We start from the raw sequence: 23,339 nt of genomic DNA, 5'->3' as shown, positions 1-23,339 counted from the left end.
AAGGTAGATCCGTTTCATCAGGTCAAAAAGTGCGCATGACGCGGTGAAAAAAAGGCGGGGTCTTTCCCCGCCTTGATGCCGATCAGAGGCCGAGCGCGGCCTTGACCGCGGCGAGCCCATCGCCGCCATCCTTGGCGGTCACACCCGCAAGCCACGGATCGATCGTGGTCGGGTTGGCCTTCAGCCATTCTTCCGCAGCCTTGTCCGGCTCCTGCCCGTCGTTCAGGATCTTGCCCATGATCTCGTTTTCCATCTGGAGCGAGAACTTCAGATTGGTGAGCAGCTTGCCGACGTTCGGGCACTCGGTGGTGTAACCGGCGCGCACGTTGGTGAAGACTTCCGCGCCGCCGTAGTTCGCGCCGAAGATGTCGTCGCCGCCCGAGAGATAGGTCAGCTTGAAGTTGGCGTTCATCGGATGCGGTTCCCATCCGAGGAAGACGATCGGCGAGCCGTCCTTTTCGGCGCGGGCGACCTGGGCGAGCATGCCCTGCTCGGAGGATTCGACCACCTCGAAGCCCTTCAGGCCGAAGGTATCCTTGTCGACCATGTCGATGATCAGGCGGTTGCCGTCATTGCCGGGCTCGATGCCATAGATCTTGCCATCAAGGGCGTCCTTCTTGGTGGCGATATCCTTGAAATCCTTGATGCCGAGTTCGGCACCCTTGGCATTGGTCGCCAGCGTGTACTTGGCGCCGACCAGGTTCGGCCCGAAGGATTCGACCGACTTGTCGTCGAGATAGGGGCGCACGTCGTTTTCCTGGGTCGGCATCCAGTTGCCGAGGAAGACGTCGATGTCCTTGTTCTTGAGCGACGTGTAGGTGACCGGAACCGAGAGAACCTTGATGTCGGTCTGGTAGCCGAGGCCCTTGAGGACGGTCGAGATCGTCGCTGTGGTTGCAGTGATGTCCGTCCATCCGACGTCGGAGAAACGGACGGTTGCACAGCTTTCCGGCTCGGCAGCTGCAGCCTGCCCAGCGGTAAGGGCGAAGACCGAAACGGCGCCCGCCAGCATCAATTTGAGAGAGAGTCCTTTTTTCATTGTCGTTCCCCTGCCTCGATTATTGTTTTAGCCAAACACCATTGGATAGCGAATTCAAGCGCTTTGATGTCGAAGGAAGTGTATTGCGTCAATATGCTGACGGGGTGCACGGTGCGACGCTGAATGTCGCAATGTCCACGAAATGGTCTGGTCCAGCGAAAAACTGTGGGTGCTGCAAAGACGCTCTGGCCTTCCGGGACAAGCCTCGTCATTACCCGGGAGACGGAAACCGGACGCGGTGAAGATGGCCAAACTCTATTTCAGCTATGCGACGATGAACGCTGGCAAGAGCACGATGCTCTTGCAGGCCTCCTACAACTACCAGGAGCGCGGCATGCGCGTGGTGATGCTGATCGCCGCGCATGACGACCGGGCAGGGGTGGGTCGCATCTCGTCGCGCATCGGTCTTGCCTCCGACGCCATTCCGTTCCATGGCGACGACGACCTCTACACGCTGATAGAAACGCTCCATTCCGATGGTGGCGGCGAGATCGCCTGCGTGTTCGTCGACGAGGCACAGTTCCTCAACGAGGGGCAGGTCTGGCAGCTCGCGCGCGTCGCTGACCGCATCGGCATTCCCGTCATGGCCTACGGCCTGCGCACGGATTTTCAGGGCAAGCTGTTTCCGGGCTCGATGGCGCTGCTGGCGATCGCCGACGAGCTGCGTGAAGTGCGCACCATCTGCCATTGCGGCCGGAAGGCGACCATGGTCGTGCGTCTTGATGGCCAAGGCAAGGTCGTCCGCGAGGGCGCCCAGGTCGACGTCGGCGGCAACGAGAAATATGTCTCCTATTGCCGGCGTCACTGGGACGACCTGATGCGTTGCGAATGAGTGCGGCGGCTGACGGCACTGCGCGTCCTTTAAGACGCGGTCGCCGTCGCACGTTGAATCGCCGCATTCACGGTGCCATTGTGCCCCGGTCTTCTCTCCATGAGGTCTTCCATGTCGCGTCTGGTTGCCGGCCTTCTGCTCTGTCTCTGTCTTGAAGTGCCGGCCGCTGAGGCCGGTGGCGATGCGACCGCGGGCGCGGCGGTGTTTCGCAAATGCGCGACCTGTCACACGGCGAGCGAGCCGGTCAATCGGGTGGGGCCGAGCCTCATGGGGGTCGTCGGCCGGCCGGCGGCATCGGTTTCCGGCTACAGCTATTCAGAGGCGATGAAGGCTTTCGGCGCCGAGGGACATGTCTGGGACGAGGCGACGCTGAGCGAATATCTCCTGAGCCCCAAGGCGATGGTCGGCGGCACCAAGATGAGTTTTCCCGGTCTCAAGAAGCCTCAGGACATTGCCGACGTGATTGCCTATCTCAAGGCGCAGCCGGCCGCCAAATAGGCAATGCCTTCGATATCTCAAGCACTTCGCTGCAACGCCTGATCGAAAAAAGCCGCCGGGAAAGGCTTGTTCTCTTCCCGCAAACACCCTTTATATAACTGCAATCGAAGGCTGAATAATTCGGCCGGGCTGGCGCGTTTCGCCGGGGTAGATCGAGGGGGCAGGACATGGCGAGTCTTCAGAATTTTGATGCGGAGATCGAGAAGACGAAAGGCGTCGTCGAACAGATGCGCGGCAAGCTCGAGCAATCCGGTGTGGTGCTGGAGCAGTTCGCCAAGGCAGAGACCAAGCTCGGCGACGTCAACTTCGACATCGAGAACGCCCGCATCCAGGACGTGATCAACCAGCAGAAGGTGATGGAAGCCAACATCGCCGACCTGATCATCGGCCTTGAGGATGCGACCAACGTCTTCGGCTCCGAATTCGAGAGCATGAAGAACTATACCGGCTATGAGAAGTTCATCGGCATCTTCTCCAAGCAGAAGATGCAGCGCATGCGCACCGACCGCGTACGCAACATGTCGCTCGCCGGCAACCTGCAGGAGCTGCTGTCGAAGTCCGACATGATCGTCGGCATCCTCAAGGAGCAGAAGTCGATCCTCGACCAGCGCTACAAAACCTCGGAGCAGAGCCTCATCCAGGTGATCGAGCGCCGCAAAGGCACGATGGCGAACCTCGAAACCGTGCAGAAGCGGATCGAAGAACTGAATCCGCTGCTGCTCGACATCGAGAACCGCATTGCCGCCTCGACGGAGCAGAAGGTCCGCACCGAGCTCGAAGGCGAACGCTCCGCGCTTGCCACCGAATACAACGAGAAGCAGGCCAAGGAGCAGGAACTGCTGGCCGAGAGCCAGACGCTCGAGCGCTACACCTCGATGTTCCAGACCTTCGTCGATTCGCTCAACAACCAGATCGCCGCGCAGAACACGCTGATCAACAAGCTGACGATCGATACCGAGCAGCGCATCGTGCTCTACAAGGCACTGGAAGACTCGTTGAAGACGGCTGCGCAGCAGGACGTCGCGCATAAGATCAACACGCTCGGCAGCCAGGTCGACACGGCCGCCGAAGAAACGATGGCCGGCATCGGTGCCGCGGCGCAGCGCCATATCGGCGATCTCCTCGAAATGCACGAAAAGAACATGCTTTCGACGCAGGATATCCAGCGCCGCAAGAAGCTCGCCGACGATGCCTTTGCCCGCCGCTTCCAGGCGGTGATGGACAAACACAACACTGCCAACTACGTGAAGCAGTGATCGGCAGGCGCATGATCGCAACCGCGTTTGCCTGGCACGCGCCACGGGGATTTGCATGAAGGTCGCGGCTTCATCCGCTGTCTCACAATATTTCGCGTCGATCCACGCGGCGCTCGCCGGGCTCGAGCTTTTTCTCGGCGACCGCAACTCGCCGCTCTACCGCAACACTGTCGTCGGCGAGGTCATCATTCCCTATCTCGCGCGCTTGAAAGCCTCGATCGACTGCTGGGAAAACCGGATCGGTTTCGTCGACCAGTTCCGGATTTCCCGCGCCGAAAGCGGTTTTCCCGTCTTCCAGAACGTGCTGGAACTGGAGAACGACCGCCAGACGGCGGCCAAGCGCCTGGCCGACATTCCCTCGGCCGATGCGCTGCGTGACGAGATGGTCGATTTCATCCTGAGGCAGAAGGCCTTTCCGGAGGCGCTGCAGACGCGCATGGCCGAGCGGCTCTATCTCGAGCAGATCGGCAAGGGAGAGATCTTCTCGCCCTTCATCCTGCCGGAAACCATCCGCGTTGCCGTCAATTCCAAGACGATGCGGCCCTATTACGTGGTGAGCTGGGGTGCCTTCGACGGCGCCAACACCTTGCCGATGGTCTACATGGCGACGATCGAGGATTCGTCCGAGAAGATCGTCGAGATGCTCGTGACCGAGGACGGCAAGCTCAACCCGCAGGTCGAGATTCCGCTGCCGGTGGGCGGCCTGCTCAATCCGGATCTCGCCAGCCGCTTCGACGACTTTGCCTCCAAGAACAGCAGCTATTCGCTGACGCCGGTGACAATCGTCACCAATCTCGACAAGGATTTCGACGAACTGCACCCGAAGCAGTTGCGCCGCATCGTGCTCGGCCCCTTCTATTCGGCCGGTATCACCGAGAACAACGCCCGCATCAACGACATTCTCTCCAAGGTCCGCAAGACGGAGAATGCCTGGCTTTTGACCTGGACGGTGCAGGAAGTCTTCTCGAAGGCGGAGCGGCCTGCCAAGCGTGGCTTCTGGTCGACGACGCCGGCGCAGGAGGAATTCCACATCGATACCGCCAACCTCGAAGCGACGCGCATGGGTGTATCGTCCTACGAGAAGCACGCGCTGGTGCCGCATGATGCCTATCAGGCGCTCTATGCCGCCGGCGAGGCCGAACAGGTGTTCGGCGACTACAAGGTCCACGTCATTTCCGGCAATCAGGTCGTGAGCGAGGTTTGACGATGACACTCAATACGGGGCTGACGACGCTGCACGAGGACGATATCGCCAAGCACCAGGCGGTGGCGCAGGGGCTGGTCACCAAGCTCATCATCCTGGAGCGAGAGGATGGGGCCGCCGGCACGTCGCTTGCCGGTACCGGTCGCCGTTTCGTGTCGACGGTTTCGACCGGCGGCCAGCGCCGCACGCGCGAGGTCGAGCTGACGAAGACCATCCAGGCGGTGCGCCAGGGCGACCCGATGTTCTCGCCGGCCCAGCACGCCGTGCTTTACCGCACGCGCCGCGGCATCCAGGTGGCGCTGGCCGTCGCCGACGTCTTCGCGCGCCAGACGAGCCTGGAACAGTTGCAGGCGAGGAACGCCACCTCGCCGCTCGCCGGAGACGAGGCGAACCAGTTCAAGGCGCTGCTTTCGGCCTCGGCTTACGTCGCCGCCTTCACGTTGGCCGCCTATCTCGGCTCGACGCTTGCCGGCGAGGGCGAGCCGGTCGACGATGCGGCCGAGCCCGACTTTTTGTTCGACACGCCGCAGGACGCGCTGAAGAGTCTCGTCGCGGCGCTTGACCGCAGCATTGCCGGCGCTCCTGACGAGCTGGCGCTGACGGCCCGGACGCGGGCGTTCGCGCGCGTGGCGATCGAAGGGCTGATCGCGCGCAAGGCGCGCTTCACCGGCCTGCAAAGCTTCGAGACCGTGCATATCCGGCTCGACCAGGACGATTTCACGCTGAACGGTTTCGACGTCGCGCCCGGCCAGAAGCGCAAGCCCCTGGTCATGACCTTCAAGAAGCCGGAGGAGATCATCGGCAACCACATCGCCAAGTACCAGGCGCTGAAGCTTGCCAAGATGCTGATGGCCTATGACTTCGACCGGCAGATGAACCCCTTCGTCGAGCTCGGCGGCTTTCTCTTCACTTTCATCGGCGACGGCATGCCGGGTACCGGCAAGACGATCCTGATCCAGATGCTCGCCGGCATGCTCAACGATTATTGCGCGATTGCCGGCTACGCCTTCCACTACGAGAATTTCGGTGTCGACCAGATCTCCTCCTATCAGGGCAAATCCGGCCAGAACTGCAAGGAGTTCGTCAACAACGTCATGAACCCGCGGGCGATCGGATTCGGCACGATCGACGATGTCGACCAGGTGGCGGCGAAGCGCTCCGACGATCGCGCCTCGGCCGGCCAGCACGAGGTGACGGCGGTGCTGATGGAGAGCTTTGCCGGCGCCTCGACGGTGGTGCGCGGCAATTGCACCTTCGGCATGTTCTCCAACTACCCGGAAAATGTCGACGATGCGCTGCGCCAGCGCGCCGGTGCCCGCTGGCTGGTGGACGGGCCGCAGACGGAGGACGACTATATCGACATCTTCGCGCTTCTCGTCGGCAAGAACCACAAGATCCCGCTCGGCGAGCACGAGTTGTTCGAAGGCCAGGAGATCAAGCGCGCCGTGTCGCAATCCTACGCCGAGCACGCACGGCCGAAAGAGGATGGTCTCGTAGCTGTCTGGGAGCGCTACGAGAAGGAGAGGGGCAAGATCGCCTCGCTCGCCGATGTCGGCGCCTACCTGCACATGATCAAGGAGGCGGAGCCCCGCTTTACCGGCCGGGCGATCAAGAACATCACCGATGCGATCAAGCTCAGGGCCATGGATGTCGAGCTTCCTGACGATTGGTTCAAAGACGCCGGCTCGTTCATGCACAAGGGCTACGATGAGAAGAAGGCGATGATCGAGGCGCTGCGCGGTCCGATCACCATCGAGATGGTGCTGCAGGAGATCAACCGCTACGCTGACAGCGAATTCCGCTACACCGACAAATCCGACGATGCCGCCGTCACCGACATCATCCGCCGCGAGCGCCAGCGCGAAAAGGCGATCCGCGAGATCGAGGCGATGAAACGCGACGGCCGGTGGCAGGGATGAAGATGTCTAGGCCGTGCCCAAGACTGAGAGGGTGGCTGCGAGCCACGACGCCGTCCCCTCTCCCCGCCTGCGGGGAGAGGGCTAGGGTGAGGGGCAGACCTTGAGAGGCGCGAATACGAAAGGGACCGAACGCGCCCGGCTCCTCAGGCGTTCAGACAACGAGGCCGAGGCGGTCATGTGGTCGGAGCTGAGGGGGCGACGGCTTAACGGCTACAAATTCGTGCGGCAGTTCCCGATAGGTCGCTATTTTGCTGATTTTGCTTGTCGGGATCACCATCTCGTCGTCGAAGTCGATGGCAGTCAGCACGCGAACAGGAGTGGCGATTCAATTCGCGATATGTACATGGTGGCCAATGGATGGAGTGTCGTTCGCTTCTGGAACACACAGGTTCTGAAGGAGTGTGGTGCGGTTCTCGAGACGATCGTGGCGATCCTGGAAAAGCGGCTAACGGACGAAGTGAGGGCATCGGATTTGACGTTCATTCCAGCAGGCGGAAGGCATGATTAAGCTACGGCGAGTTGCCCCTCACCCTAGCCCTCTCCCCGCAGGCGGGGAGAGGGGACGTGGCCCACGCGGCGTTCGCGGTGCGCGATGCGGCCTACGCGGCACCTACGCTGAAGGGGATGTCGCATGAAACGCCTGCTTGAAGCGGAACTCATCTATGGGCGGTTGCTCGATATTTCCGAGCCGCATCTGATCGCGCGCTACAACAAGGCGCTTGAGGGATTCGGCCTGCGGCCGACGGCGGTCACGGCCTTCAGCATCGACATGACCGGGTTTTCGCCCGAGATCGCCGAGGAACTGGGCGATCGCGATTATCTCGACCCGAACCGCGTCAACCGCCGCTTCATCATCATGACGCCGGAACAGGCGGAACTGCCGGTCGTTCACACCAGCTTTTCCAACACCGCGGCGCTGATGCACGAATTCTTCAACGCCAATAGCCGCGCGATCAACGCGGTGACGATCAAGGATGCGCTCTACGGCGAGATCGAGGATTCGGTTTCGATCGTCGACGACATCGATGATCTGCTCTCGATCAACGAGGTGCGCTTCCGGGTTCTGTCGGCCGAGGACATGCTCGGCAAGGCGGCCGAGTTGCGCGGGCTGGTCGACCGGCTGAAGAAAGTACCGACGGCCTGGGCCGACGACGAGATGCTGAACCGCATGGTCGAGCTCGCCAAGCTGACCGGCGATATCCGCCAGAACGCGCTGGTGCCGGATCAGCTCGTCTTCCGCCACGAAGCCTTCTGGGCCAATCATTTCGGCGGCGTCTACGTCTTCCTCGACGACAAGACGACCACCGTCATCTGCGACCCCTCGGTTCCCGGCTTCCGTCGGTCGCGGCCCTGGCAGGTGAGCTACATCGCCATCAACGACCACGCCCGGATCTACGATTTTCTCGCCTCGACCAAACGGCTGCAGTTGCCGCAGGCCTCCTGGGTAGAGGACTCCGGCCTCTACCAGCATCGCGCCGACATGGTCGTGCGCGGCCTGATCAACGAAAGCGACCCGACGGCCGATCTCGCCAACGCCGACCGGATCTGGCTGCAGACCTGGATGCACCGCAATGCGGCCGCCGTCGCCAGGGACGGAGCCTATCCGTTCCTGCAGGAGATGATCCGCACCGTGGCTGCCACCGGCACGATCAAGATGCAGGATGTCGCGCCGGCGAACCGCTTCATGCTGGTGCGCGCGGCCCCGACCCATCCTGATCAATGGCTCGTCAACCGCCTGATTTCCCAGCTCGTCCCTCGCGATTTCATCTCCCGCTTCGTCTTCGACAAGCAGGGCTTCTATGACGCCTATGAGCGCTATAGCGAGAGCTTCAAGGCCTATGTTGTGGCGACGCTGACGGGCTCATATCTCAAGGACAAGGCGGCCTTCCGCCACAAGCTTTACGGCCTCAGAGAGGAATAGGACATGTTCGACCCGATCGTTGCGTTTTTCCAGCGTGTCTTTACCGCGATCGGCCGCGGCATCGGGCTCGCCGTCGCCTGGTTGCTCTGGCCCTTCATCGCGGTCGGCGACTGGTATCGGCAGCGCAGCTGGATCATCAAGGGACCGATCGGCATCATTCTGCTCGGCCTGATCCTGTTCTATGGCTATTTCATCTGGCAGACCCAGGCCTGGACGAATTTCAACGAGGACTATGTCGACCGCTACAAGCTGGCGGAACGCAAGGTTCCTGCCGGCTCGCCGATGAGCGGGCCCGGCGCGACGACAGGACAGTTGGCGACGGGTGGCGCCAACAATCTCGCGGGTGTTGCGGGGCAGCCGCAGGAATCGACGCCGGAAGCGCTGTCGGCCGTGCAGTTGCCGGCCGGCACCGTCTGCCAGACCTCGGCAATCGTCGATGTCACCGCCGACCTCATCGATTTCAATGTCAACGAGAATGCCTGGATCTCGTCGATGCTGCTCTACAAGCTCGGCTTCTTCGGGCTCGATTGGGATGACACGCCGTGGCTCGACAACAAGGCGTCGTTCCAGCGCGGCATCAACCAGGCGATCCGCCGTACTTCGGTCGAGCTGGTCGACTCGCTCGGCCGCGTGCGCGGTACGTCCGGCATCAACAACGACCTGCAGCGCGCGCGCGGCAACGTCCAGTTCGACGAGGAGACCTGGTATTTCGGCCTGAACCCGTTTGGTCCGAAGACGCCGACGCCGAGCTTCTACCGTGCGGCAATGAAGGACCTGCGCTCATTCAATACCTCGCTCAGCAAGTGCGAAGCGATCTTCGACGGCCGTTCCGACAACCTCGTCGAGTTTCTCGATCGTGTCGCCAACGACCTCGGCAACACCTCGGCGATCCTTCGCGAGCGTTCGGAAAACCACAATGGCGGCTGGTTCGACACGCGCGCCGACGACCGCTTCTGGTTCTCCTATGGTCAGCTCTATGGCTACTACGGCATCCTGTCGGCGGCCGGTGCCGATTTCGAAAACGTGGTTGCCCAGCGCGGGCTGACGCCGATCTGGGCCGAGACGATCAAGCAGTTGCGTGCCGCCTTGCGCATCCAGCCGTTCATCATCTCCAATGGTGAGGAGGCCGGTTGGATCATGCCGACGCATCTGGCGACCATGGGCTTCTACATTCTGAGGGTGCGCTCGAACATCGTCGAAATGCGCGATATTCTCGCCCGCTAACGCGAAAGAGGGCAGTCGGCGACGGCCGCCCTTGCATGCGTTCATAACGCGCCCGAAATGGAGCGAACAAGAAAAGAGCCAGGGAGGAGCATGGCATGACGGAGGTGAAGTCGGATATCGAAATCGCGCGCGCGGCCAGGAAGAAGCCGATCCTGGAGATCGGCGCGGCGCTCGGAATACCACCCGAAGACCTGCTGCCCTATGGCCACGACAAGGCGAAGATCGGCGCCGATTTCATCGCGCGCCAACAGGACAAGAAGAACGGCCGCCTGATCCTGGTAACCGCGATCAACCCGACGCCGGCCGGCGAAGGCAAGACGACGACCACGGTGGGTCTCGGCGACGGCCTCAACCGCATCGGCAAGAAGGCGATCGTCTGTATCCGCGAGGCCTCGCTCGGCCCCTGTTTCGGCATCAAGGGCGGCGCCGCCGGCGGCGGGTATTCCCAGGTCGTGCCGATGGAAGACATAAACCTGCACTTCACCGGCGATTTCCATGCGATCACGTCGGCGCACAATCTGCTCGCCGCGTTGATCGACAACCACATCTATTGGAGCAATGAGCAGAATATCGACGTCCGCCGCATCGCCTGGCGGCGGGTCATGGACATGAACGACCGGGCGCTGCGTCACATCGTCGGCTCGCTCGGCGGCGTCGCCAACGGCTATCCGCGCGAGACCGGCTTCGACATTACCGTCGCCTCCGAGGTGATGGCGATCCTTTGCCTGGCGACCGATCTTAAGGATCTCGAACAACGGCTCGGCAATATCATCATCGGCTATCGCCGCGACAAGAGCCCGGTCTTTGCCCGTGACATCAAGGCCGATGGCGCGATGACGGTGCTGCTCAAGGACGCGATGCAGCCGAACCTGGTGCAGACGCTCGAAAACAATCCCGCCTTCGTGCACGGCGGTCCCTTCGCCAACATTGCCCATGGCTGCAATTCGGTGATCGCGACGACGACGGCGCTGAAGCTCGCCGACTACGTGGTGACCGAAGCCGGTTTCGGTGCCGATCTCGGCGCGGAGAAATTCTTCGACATCAAGTGCCGCAAGGCGGGGTTGAAGCCAGACGCCGCAGTGATCGTCGCGACGGTCCGGGCGATCAAGATGAACGGCGGCGTCAAGAAGGACGATCTCGGCAAGGAAAACCTGGAGGCGCTGCGCAGGGGCTGCGCCAATCTCGGGCGGCACGTGCAGAACGTCAAGAAATTCGGCGTGCCCGTCGTCGTCGCGATCAATCACTTCACGTCCGATACCGAAGCCGAGATCCAGGCGATCAAGGACTACGTCGCGACGCTTGGTGCCGAAGCGGTGCTCTGCCGGCATTGGGCCCAAGGGTCGGCTGGCATCGAGGAATTGGCGCGCAGGGTTGCGGAACTGGCCGAAGCCGGTCACTCGCAGTTCTCGCCGCTTTATCCCGACGACATGTCGCTCTTCCACAAGATCGAGACGATCGCCAAGGACATCTACCACGCGAGCGAGGTGATCGCCGACAAGACAGTGCGCGACCAGTTGCGCACTTGGGAGGAGCAGGGCTATGGCCACCTGCCGATCTGCATGGCGAAGACGCAATATTCCTTCTCGACCGATCCGAACCTGCGCGGCGCGCCAACCGGCCATGCGGTGCCGATCCGCGAGGTGCGGCTTGCGGCCGGCGCCGGCTTCATCGTCGTCATCACCGGCGAGATCATGACCATGCCCGGCCTTCCCAAGGTGCCGTCGTCGGAGAAGATCTTCCTGAACGAGCAGGGTTATATTGAAGGCCTGTTCTAGGGCGCGCTTGCTTACCGGCAGCCTGACGAAAACAACGCCGCGCATCCGGCAGATGCGCGGCGTTGTCATGTCTGCATTTCTGTTCGCTTCCGCGGCGGAAACTAGGCCGTGAGGCTGAGGAAGTCACCCTTGCCGATCGGAACGCCGTTGTGGCGCAGAATGTCGTAGGCCGTCGTCAGGTGGAAATAGAAGTTCGGCAACACGAACCTCAACAGATACTCTTCACCCGTGAGCGTCACTTTCAGCGTCGGGAAGTTGAGGACGACCTGGCGGCTGGCGCTGTCCTCCAGATCGACCGGACGGACCGTTTCGAGGAAGGCAACGGTGTTGGCGATGCGCTGCCGCAGTTCGTCCAGGGTCTTTTCCTCATCCGGGAAACGGGGCACCTCGATCGAGGTCAGGCGGCCGACCAGGCCCTTGCTCGTATCGCTGACGCGCTGCACCTGGCCGGCCAGCGTCAACATGTCCGGCGCAAGCCGGGCATTGACGAGGTCGCCGGAGGAGATGCCGTTGTCGCGCGCGAAAGCCTCGGCCTTGTCGAGCAGTTTGGTGAGGACACCGAGCCCGCGAATGAGAGCGGGAATGGAGAGCTGGTACATCGTCAATGCCATGACAATTATCCTTGAGACTGGGCGTAAAACGGGTGGATTTCCTCGCGCTTGTATTTTGGGGGCCGAGGCCCGTTCCTGCAAGGCGGGCGAACCGGTATCTTTGCGGGCCATGGAGCGCTGGCAAGAGGCGATAGGATGCAGGCCTGCCGCTGTTCTGGCCAGGACATGGGGTCTCGCATTGATCGAAAGCGAACACCGCGCGTCCCATAAGGCGTGCAGCGCTGCAGCAAGACCATGGACACCGCGATGACACCTCAGGATTTGCAGGCCTATCTTCACGCCCATATCCCGCTTTCGGCGGCGATGCAGGTGCACGTGGACGACATAACCGACGACCATGTTCGGCTCTCTGCTCCTTTGGCGCCAAACATCAACCACCGCGAAACGGTGTTTGGCGGCAGCGCCTCGGCGCTCACGATCCTTTCGGCCTGGTCGCTCCTGCATGTGCGGTTGCGCAACAACGGCGTGGCGGCCCGCCTGGTGATCCAGAGCAACCGGATGGACTATCTGAAACCCGTCGCCGGCGCCTTTTCCGCCCGCTCGTCGCTGGCGGACGCCGCGCAATGGCCGAGCTTTCTGCGGATGCTCGAACGGCGGGGCAGGGCGCGCGCCGTGGTCGCTGCAGACCTCCTCGACGGCGACGCTTTGGCCGGACGCTTCGAGGGTGAATTCGTCGCCCTCGGATATGGCAAGGGCTGAGCCGCGACGCCCCTCGCCAATGGTCCTCGCCTAACGGCAGTAGCGATAGCCGTTGCGGCGATTGATGACGTCGAGATGCAGGTGAGTTTCGTGGGCGGCATCGCTGCCGGGATCGAGCACGGTCTTGAAATACAGGCAGGCGGAGGCGGTGACCGCGCGCTGGAACGCACCTTCCATCGTACCGTCCTCATCGCGCGGCTGGATGGCGATCGTCGTCCCGTCGCTCAAGCTGAAGGACGCGATGTCGATGGCATTGCCGTGGGCATGTTCGGAGATCTTGCCTGTCGTCGCATTGTTGCGCAGGCGACAAACATAGGTCGATGCCTGGTTCAGCGCCTTGATCTTGATGGTCTTGGCGAAGGCGACTTCGGCAGCCGGCTGGGCGGTCTCCTTCGTCCAGCGTGCCAGCGCCAGCGCCGTTTCGCACCGCATCAATCCCTTGGGTGAGAGCTTGACGTCCGGCAGAATGCTTGTGACCTCCAACGGCTTGTCGATGCCGCAGCCCTTGCCGTCGTCGATGCGCTTGGCTTCGACGAACGTCGCCCCGACCGCCCTCAAGTCGGCCAGGCATTTCGCATATTCGGCTGCATTCTCCGTTTCGACCGGTGGATAGACGATTGGCGCCGGCGCGGGCTCGATATCCTTCTTCTCGTCCGCGCGCTGGTCCTTTTCGTCCGCCACCGGCTTCTCGTCCTTTGGCGGTTGCTCGTCTCCAGCCGTCTGCTTCGGCTGCGGGACGGGTCGCTCGCCGTTGCCCGCCGGCGGCTGTTGCGTCGTTGCGCCCTTGGCATCGTCCGTCGGCTTCTTGTCGGGCGTTGGAACGGCCTCCTCCGTCCCCGCATCTGTCGCCGGCCTTTTTGCGGGGATGGGGCCGTATTTCGGCAGGCTGGCGCCCGTCAGGATCAGGAATGACAGCAGGATCAGGGGGAAAGAGCGACGCATCCAGTTCCTTTCTTGCTGCCCGCGCAGCGGGCTTTGAGCGGAGGGAACGCGCGGAACCGGATCTGGTTTCATGAGATCACGATGATTTGGGTGGGTCGACCGAAATCATAAACATCACCGATTCCAATGAATTAGAGCGGGATGCGAGCGGGACGGCTCAGGCACTTTTCCTCATCCGCTCCAGCTCTTCGGGCAAAAGCGTTGCAGTTCGGCAACGCCTCGAATTGCCGCAACCCCACAAATTGTGGGGAGGATCTTTGTATGTTGACAAAGATACTCATGTTTTTTATGCGGCATGAATGAGGCGACGACATGTCGTAACGCCCAGAACGCCCAGCCAGCCCCTTGAGTTTGCCGCTCAACAGCAAGCCCGGCCTCGAACCTCAAAGGATTGGTCCATGCTCACCCGGCATCGTCGCCAGGCCCTCTTGGCTTGCACGACAACTCTTGCAATTTCAGTCGCCACCGTCGCCTTCGCCCAGAGCGCGACAACCCAGGTAAAGCCGGAAGAGAAAAAGGCCGAGGAGACCAAGAAGGGCGAAACCTACCTGTCGCCGATCGTTGCCAAGGGCTCGCGCACCGCCGACCCCTATGCCAAGGCCGGCCCGGTCAGCGTTGTCACGTCCGACCAGATCGACCTGCAATCCGGCCTGGATACCGACGACCTGCTGCGCGGCGTTCCCGGTACTTCGACCGCGAACAACCCGCAAAACCCGGGCGTCGCCGTGAACATCCGCGGCTTCGAGGGCTCCGGCCGCGTCAACATGATGATCGATGGTGTGCGCCAGAATTTCCGTTTCACCGGCCATGAAGCCCAGGGCTTTGCCTATTTCGATCCGGCATTCCTGTCCGAGATCGACGTGACCCGTGGCGCCGTCACCGGTATTGGCGGTGGCGCACTCGCCGGTGCGGTCAATTTCAAGACCTATGACGTCGAAGACCTGATCCAGGACGGCAAGAACTACGGCGGCATCGCTTCGGCCACCTACGGCAGCAACGAGGCCGGCTGGTCGGAATCACTGATCGGCGCCTACCGCTTCAACGACGTCTTCTCGGTGCTCGGCGGTATCAGCAAGGCCGACCCCGGCAACTACGACAACGGCAATGGCGTAAAGGTGCCCTTTACCGAGGAAGACCTGCTGTCGGGCCTGTTGAAGTTCGAGGTGACGCCGGACAAGGATCACACCTTCAAGCTCACCGGCATCACCTATGACAACGACTTCTTCGCGAACTCCTACTTCCAGAACGTGAAGAATGAGACGATTTCGGCCAGCTATTCCTACACGCCGGACAACGAACTCATCGACTTCAAGGCCAATGCCTATTGGAACCGGCTGAGGATGAAGTACGACACCGACGTTCGCGGTGGCGGCTCGGCGGCCGGCCGCCGCATCACCGACACCGGCAAGGGCTTCGATATCTCGAACACCTCGCTGTTCGATCTTGGCGATGTTTCGGTCAGGGCGAACTACGGCGTCGAGTATTTCCGCGACGACTACGACGTCATCAACAGTGCGGCGCGTCCGTCCGGCGGCGTCAACGGCAGCGGCACCAATGCGACGACCGGTGTCTTCAGCAACACCACCTTCACCTACGGCATCGTCGACCTGACGGCCGGCCTGCGTTGGGATCACTTCAGCCTCGATGGCTCCGGTGCCGTCTCGGCCGGCAACCCGATCGGCCTGCCGGCGGGTCCGTACACGGTCGACAAGTCCGACGGACGTCTCAACCCAAGCGTCACGGTCGCGCTGAACCCCACCGACTGGTTCCAGCCCTATGTGACCTATGCCGAGACCTCGCGTTCGCCGACGGTCAACGAGACCTTTGCCGGCGGCTCCCACCCGGGCGGCTTCCAGATGTTCTTCCCCAACCCGTTCCTCGAGCCTGAAATCTCGAAAGGCTGGGAAATCGGCGCGAACTTCACCTTCGACGGACTGCTCGATCCCAGCGACAGCCTGCGCCTGAAGGCCAACTACTTCCACAACCGCATCGACAACTACATCACTGCAGCGCTCCTCGGTGGCGGTCGCCAGATCTTCTTCGTCAACAATCCGGGCACTTCGACGGTGCAGGGCTTCGAACTCCAGGCGGCTTACGATGCCGGCTTTGTCTTCGGCGATCTCGCCTACACCTACACCGAGAGCGATCTGCCTTCCCAGGTCAACGGTTTCGGCGTCCAGAGCTACCTGCCTGACAACATCATCAGCGCAACGCTCGGTGCGCGCTTCCTCGAAGACCAGCGCCTGACGGTCGGCACGCGGCTCTATGCCGTATCGAACGCCTTCGTCGGCGAGATCAACCGCACGCCACCGAACGTTCCGGGCTATGGCCTCGTCGACCTCTTCGCGAACTACAAGTTCGAGAATGGCTTCGAGGTGACGGCGACGGTGACGAACCTGTTCGACAAGACCTATACGCCGTCGTCGAGCACGATTGCCGGCAGCACGATCGATACGGGCCGCGGCCGCACCTTCCTGGTGACGGCGAAGGCGAAGTTCTGATAGTATCGGATCAACTCCAGTCGGGGCGGCTCGCAAGGGTCGCCTCTTTTTTTGCCGCAGCCACCGCAGTTGCCGTCGCTTTCCCGCTTGCGCGTGGCATAAAGCCACGCTAACACTTTCGCCCATGGAAAACGCACGCAACATTTCGATCTGGTGGTGGGTTCGCTGAGGCGGCCTTGACCAGTCATGCGTGATTGAGAGATGAAGCCGCCCGGAGATTTCGAGGCGGCTTTTTTCATGTTTGGGCCGCTCAAGGACCGGGCTTTTACGGAGCGAGGCGAATGGCAACGGTAATTCTCGAAGACGGAGCGGAGAGCTACACCACCAAGGGCGGCATCGTGGTGACGCGCAGGCGGCGCGAAGCTTCCTATGGCCAGGCGATCGCGAGCTATGTGGACAAGCTCGATGAACGCCGCGGCGCGGTGTTTTCTTCCAACTATGAATATCCCGGCCGCTACACCCGCTGGGATACGGCGGTCGTCGACCCTCCGCTCGGCATCTCCTCTTTCGGCCGTTCGCTCTGGATCGAAGCCTATAACGGCCGCGGCGAGGTGCTGCTGTCGATCATCACCGAGCATCTGAAGACCGTTTCCGACATCACGCTCGGCGCTTCGACCAACCGTCGTCTGGATCTCACGATCAACGAACCGGATCGCGTCTTCACCGAGGAAGAGCGCTCGAAGATACCGACGGTGTTCAGCGTGCTTCGCGCCGTCACCAATCTTTTCCATTCGGCCGAGGATGCGAGCCTCGGCCTCTATGGCGCCTTCGGCTACGATCTCGCCTTCCAGTTCGATGCGATCGAGCTGAAGCTCAAGCGCCCGGACGACCAGCGCGACATGGTGCTGTTCCTGCCGGACGAGATCCTGGTCGTCGACCACTATGCCGCCAAGGCCTGGATCGATCGCTATGATTTCGCCAAGGATGGCCGCACCACCGAAGGCAAGGCGGACGAGATTGCGCCGGAACCGTTCCAGACGGTCGACACTATCCCGCCGCATGGCGACCATCGTCCGGGCGAATATGCCGAACTCGTGGTCAAGGCGAAGGAGAGCTTCCGCCGCGGCGACCTCTTTGAAGTGGTGCCCGGCCAGAAGTTCTATGAGCGCTGCGAGAGCAAGCCTTCGGAGATCTCCAACCGGCTGAAGGCGATCAATCCGTCGCCCTATTCCTTCTTCATCAATCTCGGAAACCAGGAATATCTCGTCGGCGCATCGCCGGAAATGTTCGTGCGCGTTTCCGGTCGTCGCATCGAAACCTGCCCGATCTCCGGCACGATCAAGCGTGGCGACGACCCGATCGCCGACAGCGAACAGATCCTGAAGCTGCTGAACTCCAAGAAGGACGAATCCGAACTCACCATGTGTTCGGACGTCGACCGCAACGACAAGAGCCGTGTATGCGTGCCGGGCTCCGTCAAGGTCATCGGCCGCCGCCAGATCGAGATGTATTCGCGCCTGATCCACACGGTCGACCATATCGAAGGACGCCTGCGCGACGACATGGACGCCTTCGACGGCTTCTTGAGCCATGCCTGGGCGGTGACGGTCACCGGTGCGCCGAAGCTCTGGGCGATGCGCTTCATCGAAAGCCATGAGAAGAGCCCGCGCGCGTGGTATGGTGGCGCCATCGGCATGGTCGGCTTCAACGGCGACATGAACACGGGCCTGACGCTGCGCACGATCCGCATCAAGGACGGCATCGCCGAGGTGAGGGCGGGGGCGACGCTGCTCTACGATTCAAGCCCGGAAGAAGAAGAAGCCGAAACCGAACTGAAGGCCTCCGCCATGATCGCAGCCATTCGTGACGCGAAATCCGCCAACAGCGCCAAGGCAAGCCGCGACGTTGCCGCGGTTGGCGCCGGCGTCAACATCCTGCTCGTCGATCACGAGGACAGCTTCGTTCATACGCTGGCGAACTATTTCCGCCAGACGGGGGCCACCGTGACGACGGTGCGCACGCCGGTGGCCGAAGAGATCTTCGAACGCGTCAAGCCGGACCTCGTCGTGCTTTCGCCTGGACCGGGCAATCCGAAAGACTTCGATTGCAAGGCGACGATCAAGAAGGCGCGGGCGCGCGACCTGCCGATTTTCGGCGTCTGCCTCGGCCTGCAGGCGCTGGCCGAAGCCTATGGTGGGGACCTGCGCCAGCTCGCGATCCCGATGCACGGCAAGCCGTCGCGCATCCGCGTGCTGGAACCCGGCATCGTCTTCTCCGGCCTCGGCAAGGAAGTGACGGTCGGTCGTTACCACTCGATCTTCGCCGATCCGTCGAGCCTGCCCAACGATTTCATGATCACCGCCGAAAGCGAAGACGGCACGATCATGGGGATCGAGCACACGAAGGAACCGGTGGCGGCAGTGCAGTTCCACCCGGAATCGATCATGACGCTCGGTGGCGATGCCGGCATGCGGATGATCGAGAACGTGGTGGCGCATCTTGCCAAGCGCGCAAAGATCAAGGCCGCCTGATCGCTGGAGCATTCCCGAAGTCGGGCGATGCTGAAGAGGAAACCCAAGGTGCCGCTTCCGCGCGGGAGGCGGCACCTTTTTGTCTTCACCGTGTCGCAGGCATTGCCGGCACGCGCTCGCAGCGATCGGAAAAAAGCCGCTCGCTCAGGAAGTCGACGAAAACGCGCACCTTTGGCGACAGATGCCGGCTTGACGGCCAGAGAAGGTGGAACTGTCCGGGAGCGTCGAGATAGGCATCGAGCACTGTGCGGAGGCGGCCATCGGTGAGCGGCCGACGGGCGAGGAAATCCGGCAGGCAGCCGATGCCAAGGCCGCTGAGGACAGAACCGCTCAGCGCCTCCATGTTGTTGCAGGTGAGCACGGTCCTGATCTGTGGGTCGGGCCCGCCCGGGGGCATGACGATCGGCCATTCCTGCAGCTTGCGGCTGTTGGGGAAACGGAACCGGATCGCGTGGTGCCCATCGAGGTCGCGCGGGCGTTCAGGCGTGCCGTGCCGATCGAGATAGGCGGGGGCGGCGCAGAGCAGAAGCTGGAATGGCCTGAGCGCCCGGGTCATCAGCCGGGAATCCGGCAGCACGCCGCTACGGATGGCAACATCCACTTCCTCATCGATGAGGTCGACGATGCGGTCGTTGAAGTCGAGGTCGAGCTCGACCTCGGGATAACGCCGCACGAATTCCGGCAGGACCGGCAGCAGCAGATGGTAGCTGACGATCGGCACGCTGACGCGCAGCCGTCCGCGTGGAACGGCCACCGCCTCGGCCAATGAAGCCTCGGCGTCGTCGAGATCGTCGAGGATGCGGCGGCAGCGCTCGTGAAAGAGGCGTCCTTCCTCGGTCAGCCGGATACTGCGCGTCGAGCGCTGCAGCAGGCGCACCCCGAGCTCTCTTTCGAGATTGGTCACGGCCTTGCCGACCGCGGAGGCGGACAAGCCGAGCACGCGTCCGGCGGCAACGAAGCTGCCGAGATCGGCGGTGCGCACGAAGGCCGTCAATCCGCTCAAGCGATCCATTGCTTCTCCATTCGAGCGTCATATTCCAGTATGAACGGCCAAGTGGCACTGTATTCATACAATTATGTCGAAACTATCCTGCATTCGTCAACGGATACCCGGGAGTTGCGACCTCTGGGCGGAGGGTCCACGGAGCCTGCGCGGGGGCATCTCCTTTGCTCGAACGGATGGAATGAGGCATGAGAGAAGATATTCGAAATACACGCAGACGCTGGTTCGTGCTCCCAGCGGTTTGTTGCGCCGCCGCGGCGATGCCGCTCACTTTCACGGGACCGGCGGTGGCGCTGCCGGCGATCAGCCGCAGCCTCGGCGCCGATCCCATCGCACTCAATTGGGTCACCAATGCCTTCATGCTGGCCTTCGGCAGTTCGCTGATGGCGGCAGGGGCAGTTGCCGACAGTTTCGGTCGCAAGCGTGTCTTTCTCGGCGGTCTTGCCGCCTTCCTCTTGTTCTCGGCTGCTCTGGCATTCGCCGGCAATATCGTCTGGTTCGATGTGTTGCGCGCGCTCCAAGGGGTCGGGGCGGCCGCCGCATTCTCCGGCGGCATGGCCTCGCTTGCCCAGGAATTCGAAGAAAACGAGCGGCTGAGAGCCTTCAGTCTCGTCGGTGCCAGCTTCGGCGTCGGCCTGGCCTTCGGGCCAATCGCCTCAGGCCTCATGATCGAGGCATTCGGATGGCCCGCGATCTTCCTGCTCGTCGTTGTTCTCGCGGGCCTGGCGCTGGCGCTCGGAGCGGTCTTCATGCGAGAGACGCGCGATCCGGATGCAACAGGCCTTGACTGGAAGGGAGCCGCGAGCTTCACCGCGGCGTTGACCGCGCTCACCTTCGGCATCCTGCAGGCCCCGGAAAGGGGCTGGAGTGATCCGCTCGTGATCGCCATGCTCGCGGCCTCCGCGTTCCTCTTTCTGGCCTTCTGGCGGATCGAACGGTCAGCCGCGCGGCCGATGCTGGATCTGACGCTCTTTCGCTATCCGCGCTTCGTCGGCGTGCAACTGCTTGCGGCCGCGCCTGCCTATGGGTTCGTGGTGCTGCTCATCCTGCTTCCCGTGCGTTTCATCGGCATAGAGGGGATGAGCGCGGTTGCCGGGGGGCAAATGATGATCGCCATGTCGGCGCCGCTTCTAGTCCTGCCGGTTGCCGCGGGCCTTTTGACGCGCTGGTTCACGCCGGCGGCAATCTGCGGCGTGGGCTTGCTGCTCTCGGCGGCGGGGCTCTTCTGGCTCGGTCGGATTCCGGTGGGCTCCGAGCCGGCCATGCTGCTGGCCCCTCTGCTGTTGATCGGTCTTGGTATCAGCTTGCCCTGGGGGCTGATGGACGGGCTTGCGGTGAGTGTGGTGCCGAAGGAGCGCGCGGGCATGGCAACGGGAATATTCAGTACCACGCGCGTGGCAGGCGAGGGGGTGGCGCTCGCGATCGTGACCGCGCTTCTCTCCGCGCTCACGGCTTCGAACCTGGGTGCGGAAGCGAGCGCGAACGCGGCTGCGACGGCACAGCGCGTCGTGACCGGCAACCTCGCGGACGCAGCATTGCTTGCTCCCCAGACATCGCATGCCGTTCTCCTGCAAGCCTACGCCGACGCGTTCAGTGCCCTGCTTTGGCTACTGACCGGCATTACGGTGGCGACCGCAGCGGTCGTGTTTTTCTTCATTGGCCGGGGCGGCAAGGCTGCCGACGACGGTGAAACCAACGCCGAGCTGCTGGCTTTCGAGGCCATTCCCTGCGGAGAAACCGGATCCAGCCGAACCAATCTTTGACAAGCGGCGTTTAATCCACCATATGCTTGTCCATCGACCGCCTGCGCGAAAATTCGCGCGGGCGGTTTTGCGTTTGAATGGGCTTGCGTTTGCAACTCGTTTGCATCTGCACGAGGAATGACAATGACGACTGGAACCGAAAACCGTACCGTGCTCCGACTGGCCTTCTGGGGCATACCACTCTCGCTCGCCGTGCTCGGCCTGAAGCTGCTCGCCTGGTGGTTGACCGGTTCGATCGCGCTTCTGTCCGATGGGCTGGAGTCGACGGTCAACGTGATCGCGGCGGTGATCGCCTATGCGATGATCGGCTATGCGGCAAAGCCGGCCGATGCGGGGCATCCCTTCGGCCACCACAAGGCGGAGTATTTTTCGGCCGTCATCGAAGGCGTGCTGATCGTCGTCGCGGCGCTGCTCATCGTCTGGGAGGCGGTGCCGGCGATCCTGTCGCCGGTCCTGCTCGAGGCTCCTGTGTTCGGGCTTGCGATCAACTTCGTCGCCGGCGTCATCAACGCCGTCTGGGCCTATGTGCTGATCCGCGCCGGCGCGCGCCATCGCTCTCCCGCGCTCAGCGCCGACGGTCACCATATCCTGTCCGATGTGGTGACTTCGGCCGGCGTGCTCGTCGGCCTTGTTCTCGCCATCGCCACCGGCTACGCGATCCTCGACCCGCTGCTGGCAGTTGTCGTTGCCTGCAATATCCTGTTTCAGGGCTGGAAGGTCATCTCCCGTTCGATCGACGGCTTGATGGACCGGGCGGTTTCGGGTGAAGAGGAAGAGGCGATCAAGCAGGCGATCGCGGCCAATGCCAAGGGATCGCTCGGCGTGCATGACCTCAAGACCCGCCAGGCCGGCCCTGCGATCTTCGTGGATTTCCACATGGTCGTGCCGGAGGCTATGCCGGTCGGCGAGGCGCATGATATCTGCGACCGGATCGAGGATGCGATCCGCGCCGTGCATCCGGGCGCCAGGATCGCGATCCATGTGGAGCCGGAAGGTGAAAAGGCGCACGGCGTGCGCGTCAAGACGACGTCGGCGCGCCACTGAAAGCACAAACGGCCATATTTCTCTTGAACCGCAAGAAGGTTTCCTTCTTAAGGCAGTTCTGATTTAAGGGCCGCAAGCGAGGCGGGTCGGTGTGGTGCGAGCCAGAGCCGATCGCGCTGATGCGCAAATGTTCTCACGGAGCAACAGGCAAATGAGCAAGACCGACGTATCCGGCCTTTCGCAACTGGGCGCGAAGGTCGATCTACCGCAAAGCCCGGAAGAGGCTGTGCTGGAGCGGGTGCCGAGCGGCAACCGGGGCAAGGATTATCTGGTGCGCTTCACCGCGCCGGAATTCACCTCGCTCTGCCCGATGACCGGCCAGCCGGATTTCGCCCATATCGTCATCGACTATGTGCCGGACGAGTGGCTGGTGGAATCGAAGTCGCTGAAGCTGTTCCTGCATTCCTTCCGTAACCACGGCGCTTTCCACGAGGATTGCACGATCGAGATCGCCAGCCGGCTGGTTTCGCTGCTTTCGCCGCGCTGGCTTCGCATTGGCGCCTATTGGTATCCGCGCGGCGGCATCCCGATCGACGTCTTCTGGCAGACCGGCAAGCCGCCGGAGGGTTTGTGGCTGCCCGACCAGGGCGTGCCGACCTATCGCGGTCGCGGTTAAACGAAAATGGCGGGCTCGGCC

20 protein-coding genes are annotated in these 23,339 nt (G+C 62.3%); 16 read left to right on the top strand and 4 right to left on the bottom strand.

Annotation, left to right across the window (positions count from 1 at the left end):
* Positions 1–82 precede the first annotated feature (82 nt).
* A complete protein-coding gene (locus ACQ5BM_RS22640; RefSeq protein ID WP_429816234.1) occupies positions 83–1,039 on the bottom strand; it encodes a choline ABC transporter substrate-binding protein in 957 nt (318 codons plus the stop codon).
* A gap of 244 nt (positions 1,040–1,283) precedes the next feature.
* Between ACQ5BM_RS22640 and ACQ5BM_RS22635 the strand changes: the two genes are divergently transcribed.
* The 9 genes from ACQ5BM_RS22635 (at position 1,284) to ACQ5BM_RS22595 (ending at position 11,668) form a co-directional block, all read left to right on the top strand.
* A complete protein-coding gene (locus ACQ5BM_RS22635; protein ID WP_429816231.1) occupies positions 1,284–1,871 on the top strand; it encodes a thymidine kinase in 588 nt (195 codons plus the stop codon).
* 111 nt (positions 1,872–1,982) lie between these two features.
* Positions 1,983–2,369 carry a c-type cytochrome gene (locus ACQ5BM_RS22630; RefSeq protein ID WP_429816228.1) on the top strand — a complete coding sequence of 129 codons (387 nt, stop codon included), beginning with the start codon at positions 1,983–1,985 and terminating at the stop codon, positions 2,367–2,369.
* A 167-nt stretch (positions 2,370–2,536) separates the two neighbouring features.
* Positions 2,537–3,625 (top strand): hypothetical protein, encoded by a 1,089-nt coding sequence (locus ACQ5BM_RS22625; RefSeq protein WP_429816225.1) that lies wholly within the window; start codon positions 2,537–2,539, stop codon positions 3,623–3,625.
* 55 nt (positions 3,626–3,680) lie between these two features.
* Entirely contained in the window at positions 3,681–4,829 is a 1,149-nt protein-coding gene (locus ACQ5BM_RS22620) for a hypothetical protein (RefSeq protein ID WP_429816223.1), read from the top strand.
* Between the two features lie 2 nt (positions 4,830–4,831).
* On the top strand, positions 4,832–6,748 hold the full coding sequence (locus ACQ5BM_RS22615) for an AAA family ATPase (protein WP_429816219.1): 1,917 nt from the start codon (positions 4,832–4,834) through the stop codon (positions 6,746–6,748).
* A gap of 100 nt (positions 6,749–6,848) precedes the next feature.
* Positions 6,849–7,256 (top strand): endonuclease domain-containing protein, encoded by a 408-nt coding sequence (locus ACQ5BM_RS22610; protein WP_429816217.1) that lies wholly within the window; start codon positions 6,849–6,851, stop codon positions 7,254–7,256.
* Between the two features lie 123 nt (positions 7,257–7,379).
* Entirely contained in the window at positions 7,380–8,669 is a 1,290-nt protein-coding gene (locus ACQ5BM_RS22605) for a DUF6638 family protein (protein ID WP_429816215.1), read from the top strand.
* Positions 8,670–8,672: 3 nt separating this feature from the next.
* Positions 8,673–9,893, top strand: a complete 1,221-nt coding sequence (locus ACQ5BM_RS22600) for a DUF2333 family protein (RefSeq protein WP_429816212.1) — start codon at positions 8,673–8,675, stop codon at positions 9,891–9,893.
* 95 nt (positions 9,894–9,988) lie between these two features.
* Positions 9,989–11,668: a formate--tetrahydrofolate ligase gene (locus ACQ5BM_RS22595; protein WP_429816210.1), complete on the top strand. Its 1,680-nt coding sequence runs from the start codon at positions 9,989–9,991 to the stop codon at positions 11,666–11,668.
* 101 nt (positions 11,669–11,769) lie between these two features.
* Here the strand turns inward: ACQ5BM_RS22595 and ACQ5BM_RS22590 are convergent, their stop codons facing one another.
* A complete protein-coding gene (locus ACQ5BM_RS22590) occupies positions 11,770–12,279 on the bottom strand; it encodes a DUF1993 domain-containing protein (protein WP_429816208.1) in 510 nt (169 codons plus the stop codon).
* Positions 12,280–12,525: 246 nt separating this feature from the next.
* Between ACQ5BM_RS22590 and ACQ5BM_RS22585 the strand changes: the two genes are divergently transcribed.
* Positions 12,526–12,978 (top strand): thioesterase domain-containing protein, encoded by a 453-nt coding sequence (locus ACQ5BM_RS22585; protein ID WP_429816205.1) that lies wholly within the window; start codon positions 12,526–12,528, stop codon positions 12,976–12,978.
* Positions 12,979–13,008: 30 nt separating this feature from the next.
* Here the strand turns inward: ACQ5BM_RS22585 and ACQ5BM_RS22580 are convergent, their stop codons facing one another.
* Positions 13,009–13,920 (bottom strand): extensin family protein, encoded by a 912-nt coding sequence (locus ACQ5BM_RS22580; RefSeq protein WP_429816202.1) that lies wholly within the window; start codon positions 13,918–13,920, stop codon positions 13,009–13,011.
* A gap of 398 nt (positions 13,921–14,318) precedes the next feature.
* Here ACQ5BM_RS22580 and ACQ5BM_RS22575 point away from each other — a divergent pair, with 398 nt between their 5' ends.
* The 3 genes from ACQ5BM_RS22575 to ACQ5BM_RS22565 all read left to right on the top strand — a co-directional run bounded on the left by ACQ5BM_RS22575 (position 14,319) and on the right by ACQ5BM_RS22565 (position 18,892).
* Entirely contained in the window at positions 14,319–16,421 is a 2,103-nt protein-coding gene (locus tag ACQ5BM_RS22575) for a TonB-dependent receptor domain-containing protein (RefSeq protein ID WP_429816199.1), read from the top strand.
* A gap of 124 nt (positions 16,422–16,545) precedes the next feature.
* Positions 16,546–16,590 carry a trpE operon leader peptide TrpLE gene (trpLE, locus tag ACQ5BM_RS22570; protein ID WP_429816646.1) on the top strand — a complete coding sequence of 15 codons (45 nt, stop codon included), beginning with the start codon at positions 16,546–16,548 and terminating at the stop codon, positions 16,588–16,590.
* Positions 16,591–16,702: 112 nt separating this feature from the next.
* Positions 16,703–18,892, top strand: coding sequence for an anthranilate synthase (locus tag ACQ5BM_RS22565; RefSeq protein ID WP_429816197.1), 2,190 nt, complete (start codon positions 16,703–16,705; stop codon positions 18,890–18,892).
* Between the two features lie 85 nt (positions 18,893–18,977).
* Here ACQ5BM_RS22565 and ACQ5BM_RS22560 read toward each other — a convergent pair whose 3' ends face one another.
* Positions 18,978–19,904 carry a LysR substrate-binding domain-containing protein gene (locus tag ACQ5BM_RS22560; protein WP_429816195.1) on the bottom strand — a complete coding sequence of 309 codons (927 nt, stop codon included), beginning with the start codon at positions 19,902–19,904 and terminating at the stop codon, positions 18,978–18,980.
* A 179-nt stretch (positions 19,905–20,083) separates the two neighbouring features.
* Here ACQ5BM_RS22560 and ACQ5BM_RS22555 point away from each other — a divergent pair, with 179 nt between their 5' ends.
* The 3 genes from ACQ5BM_RS22555 to queF all read left to right on the top strand — a co-directional run bounded on the left by ACQ5BM_RS22555 (position 20,084) and on the right by queF (position 23,318).
* Entirely contained in the window at positions 20,084–21,658 is a 1,575-nt protein-coding gene (locus tag ACQ5BM_RS22555; RefSeq protein ID WP_429816192.1) for an MFS transporter, read from the top strand.
* A 123-nt stretch (positions 21,659–21,781) separates the two neighbouring features.
* The gene (locus ACQ5BM_RS22550) at positions 21,782–22,702 is read left to right on the top strand and encodes a cation diffusion facilitator family transporter (protein ID WP_429816189.1); all 921 of its coding nucleotides are present in this window, start codon (positions 21,782–21,784) and stop codon (positions 22,700–22,702) included.
* A gap of 151 nt (positions 22,703–22,853) precedes the next feature.
* Positions 22,854–23,318 (top strand): preQ(1) synthase, encoded by a 465-nt coding sequence (queF, locus tag ACQ5BM_RS22545; protein ID WP_429816187.1) that lies wholly within the window; start codon positions 22,854–22,856, stop codon positions 23,316–23,318.
* Positions 23,319–23,339 lie beyond the last annotated feature (21 nt).

Origin of the sequence: Ensifer sp. B1-9, from assembly GCF_050474445.1 — a bacterium.
In the GTDB taxonomy this organism is placed as follows: domain Bacteria; phylum Pseudomonadota; class Alphaproteobacteria; order Rhizobiales; family Rhizobiaceae; genus Ensifer.
This window is presented reverse-complemented; position numbering and strand designations above follow the sequence as displayed.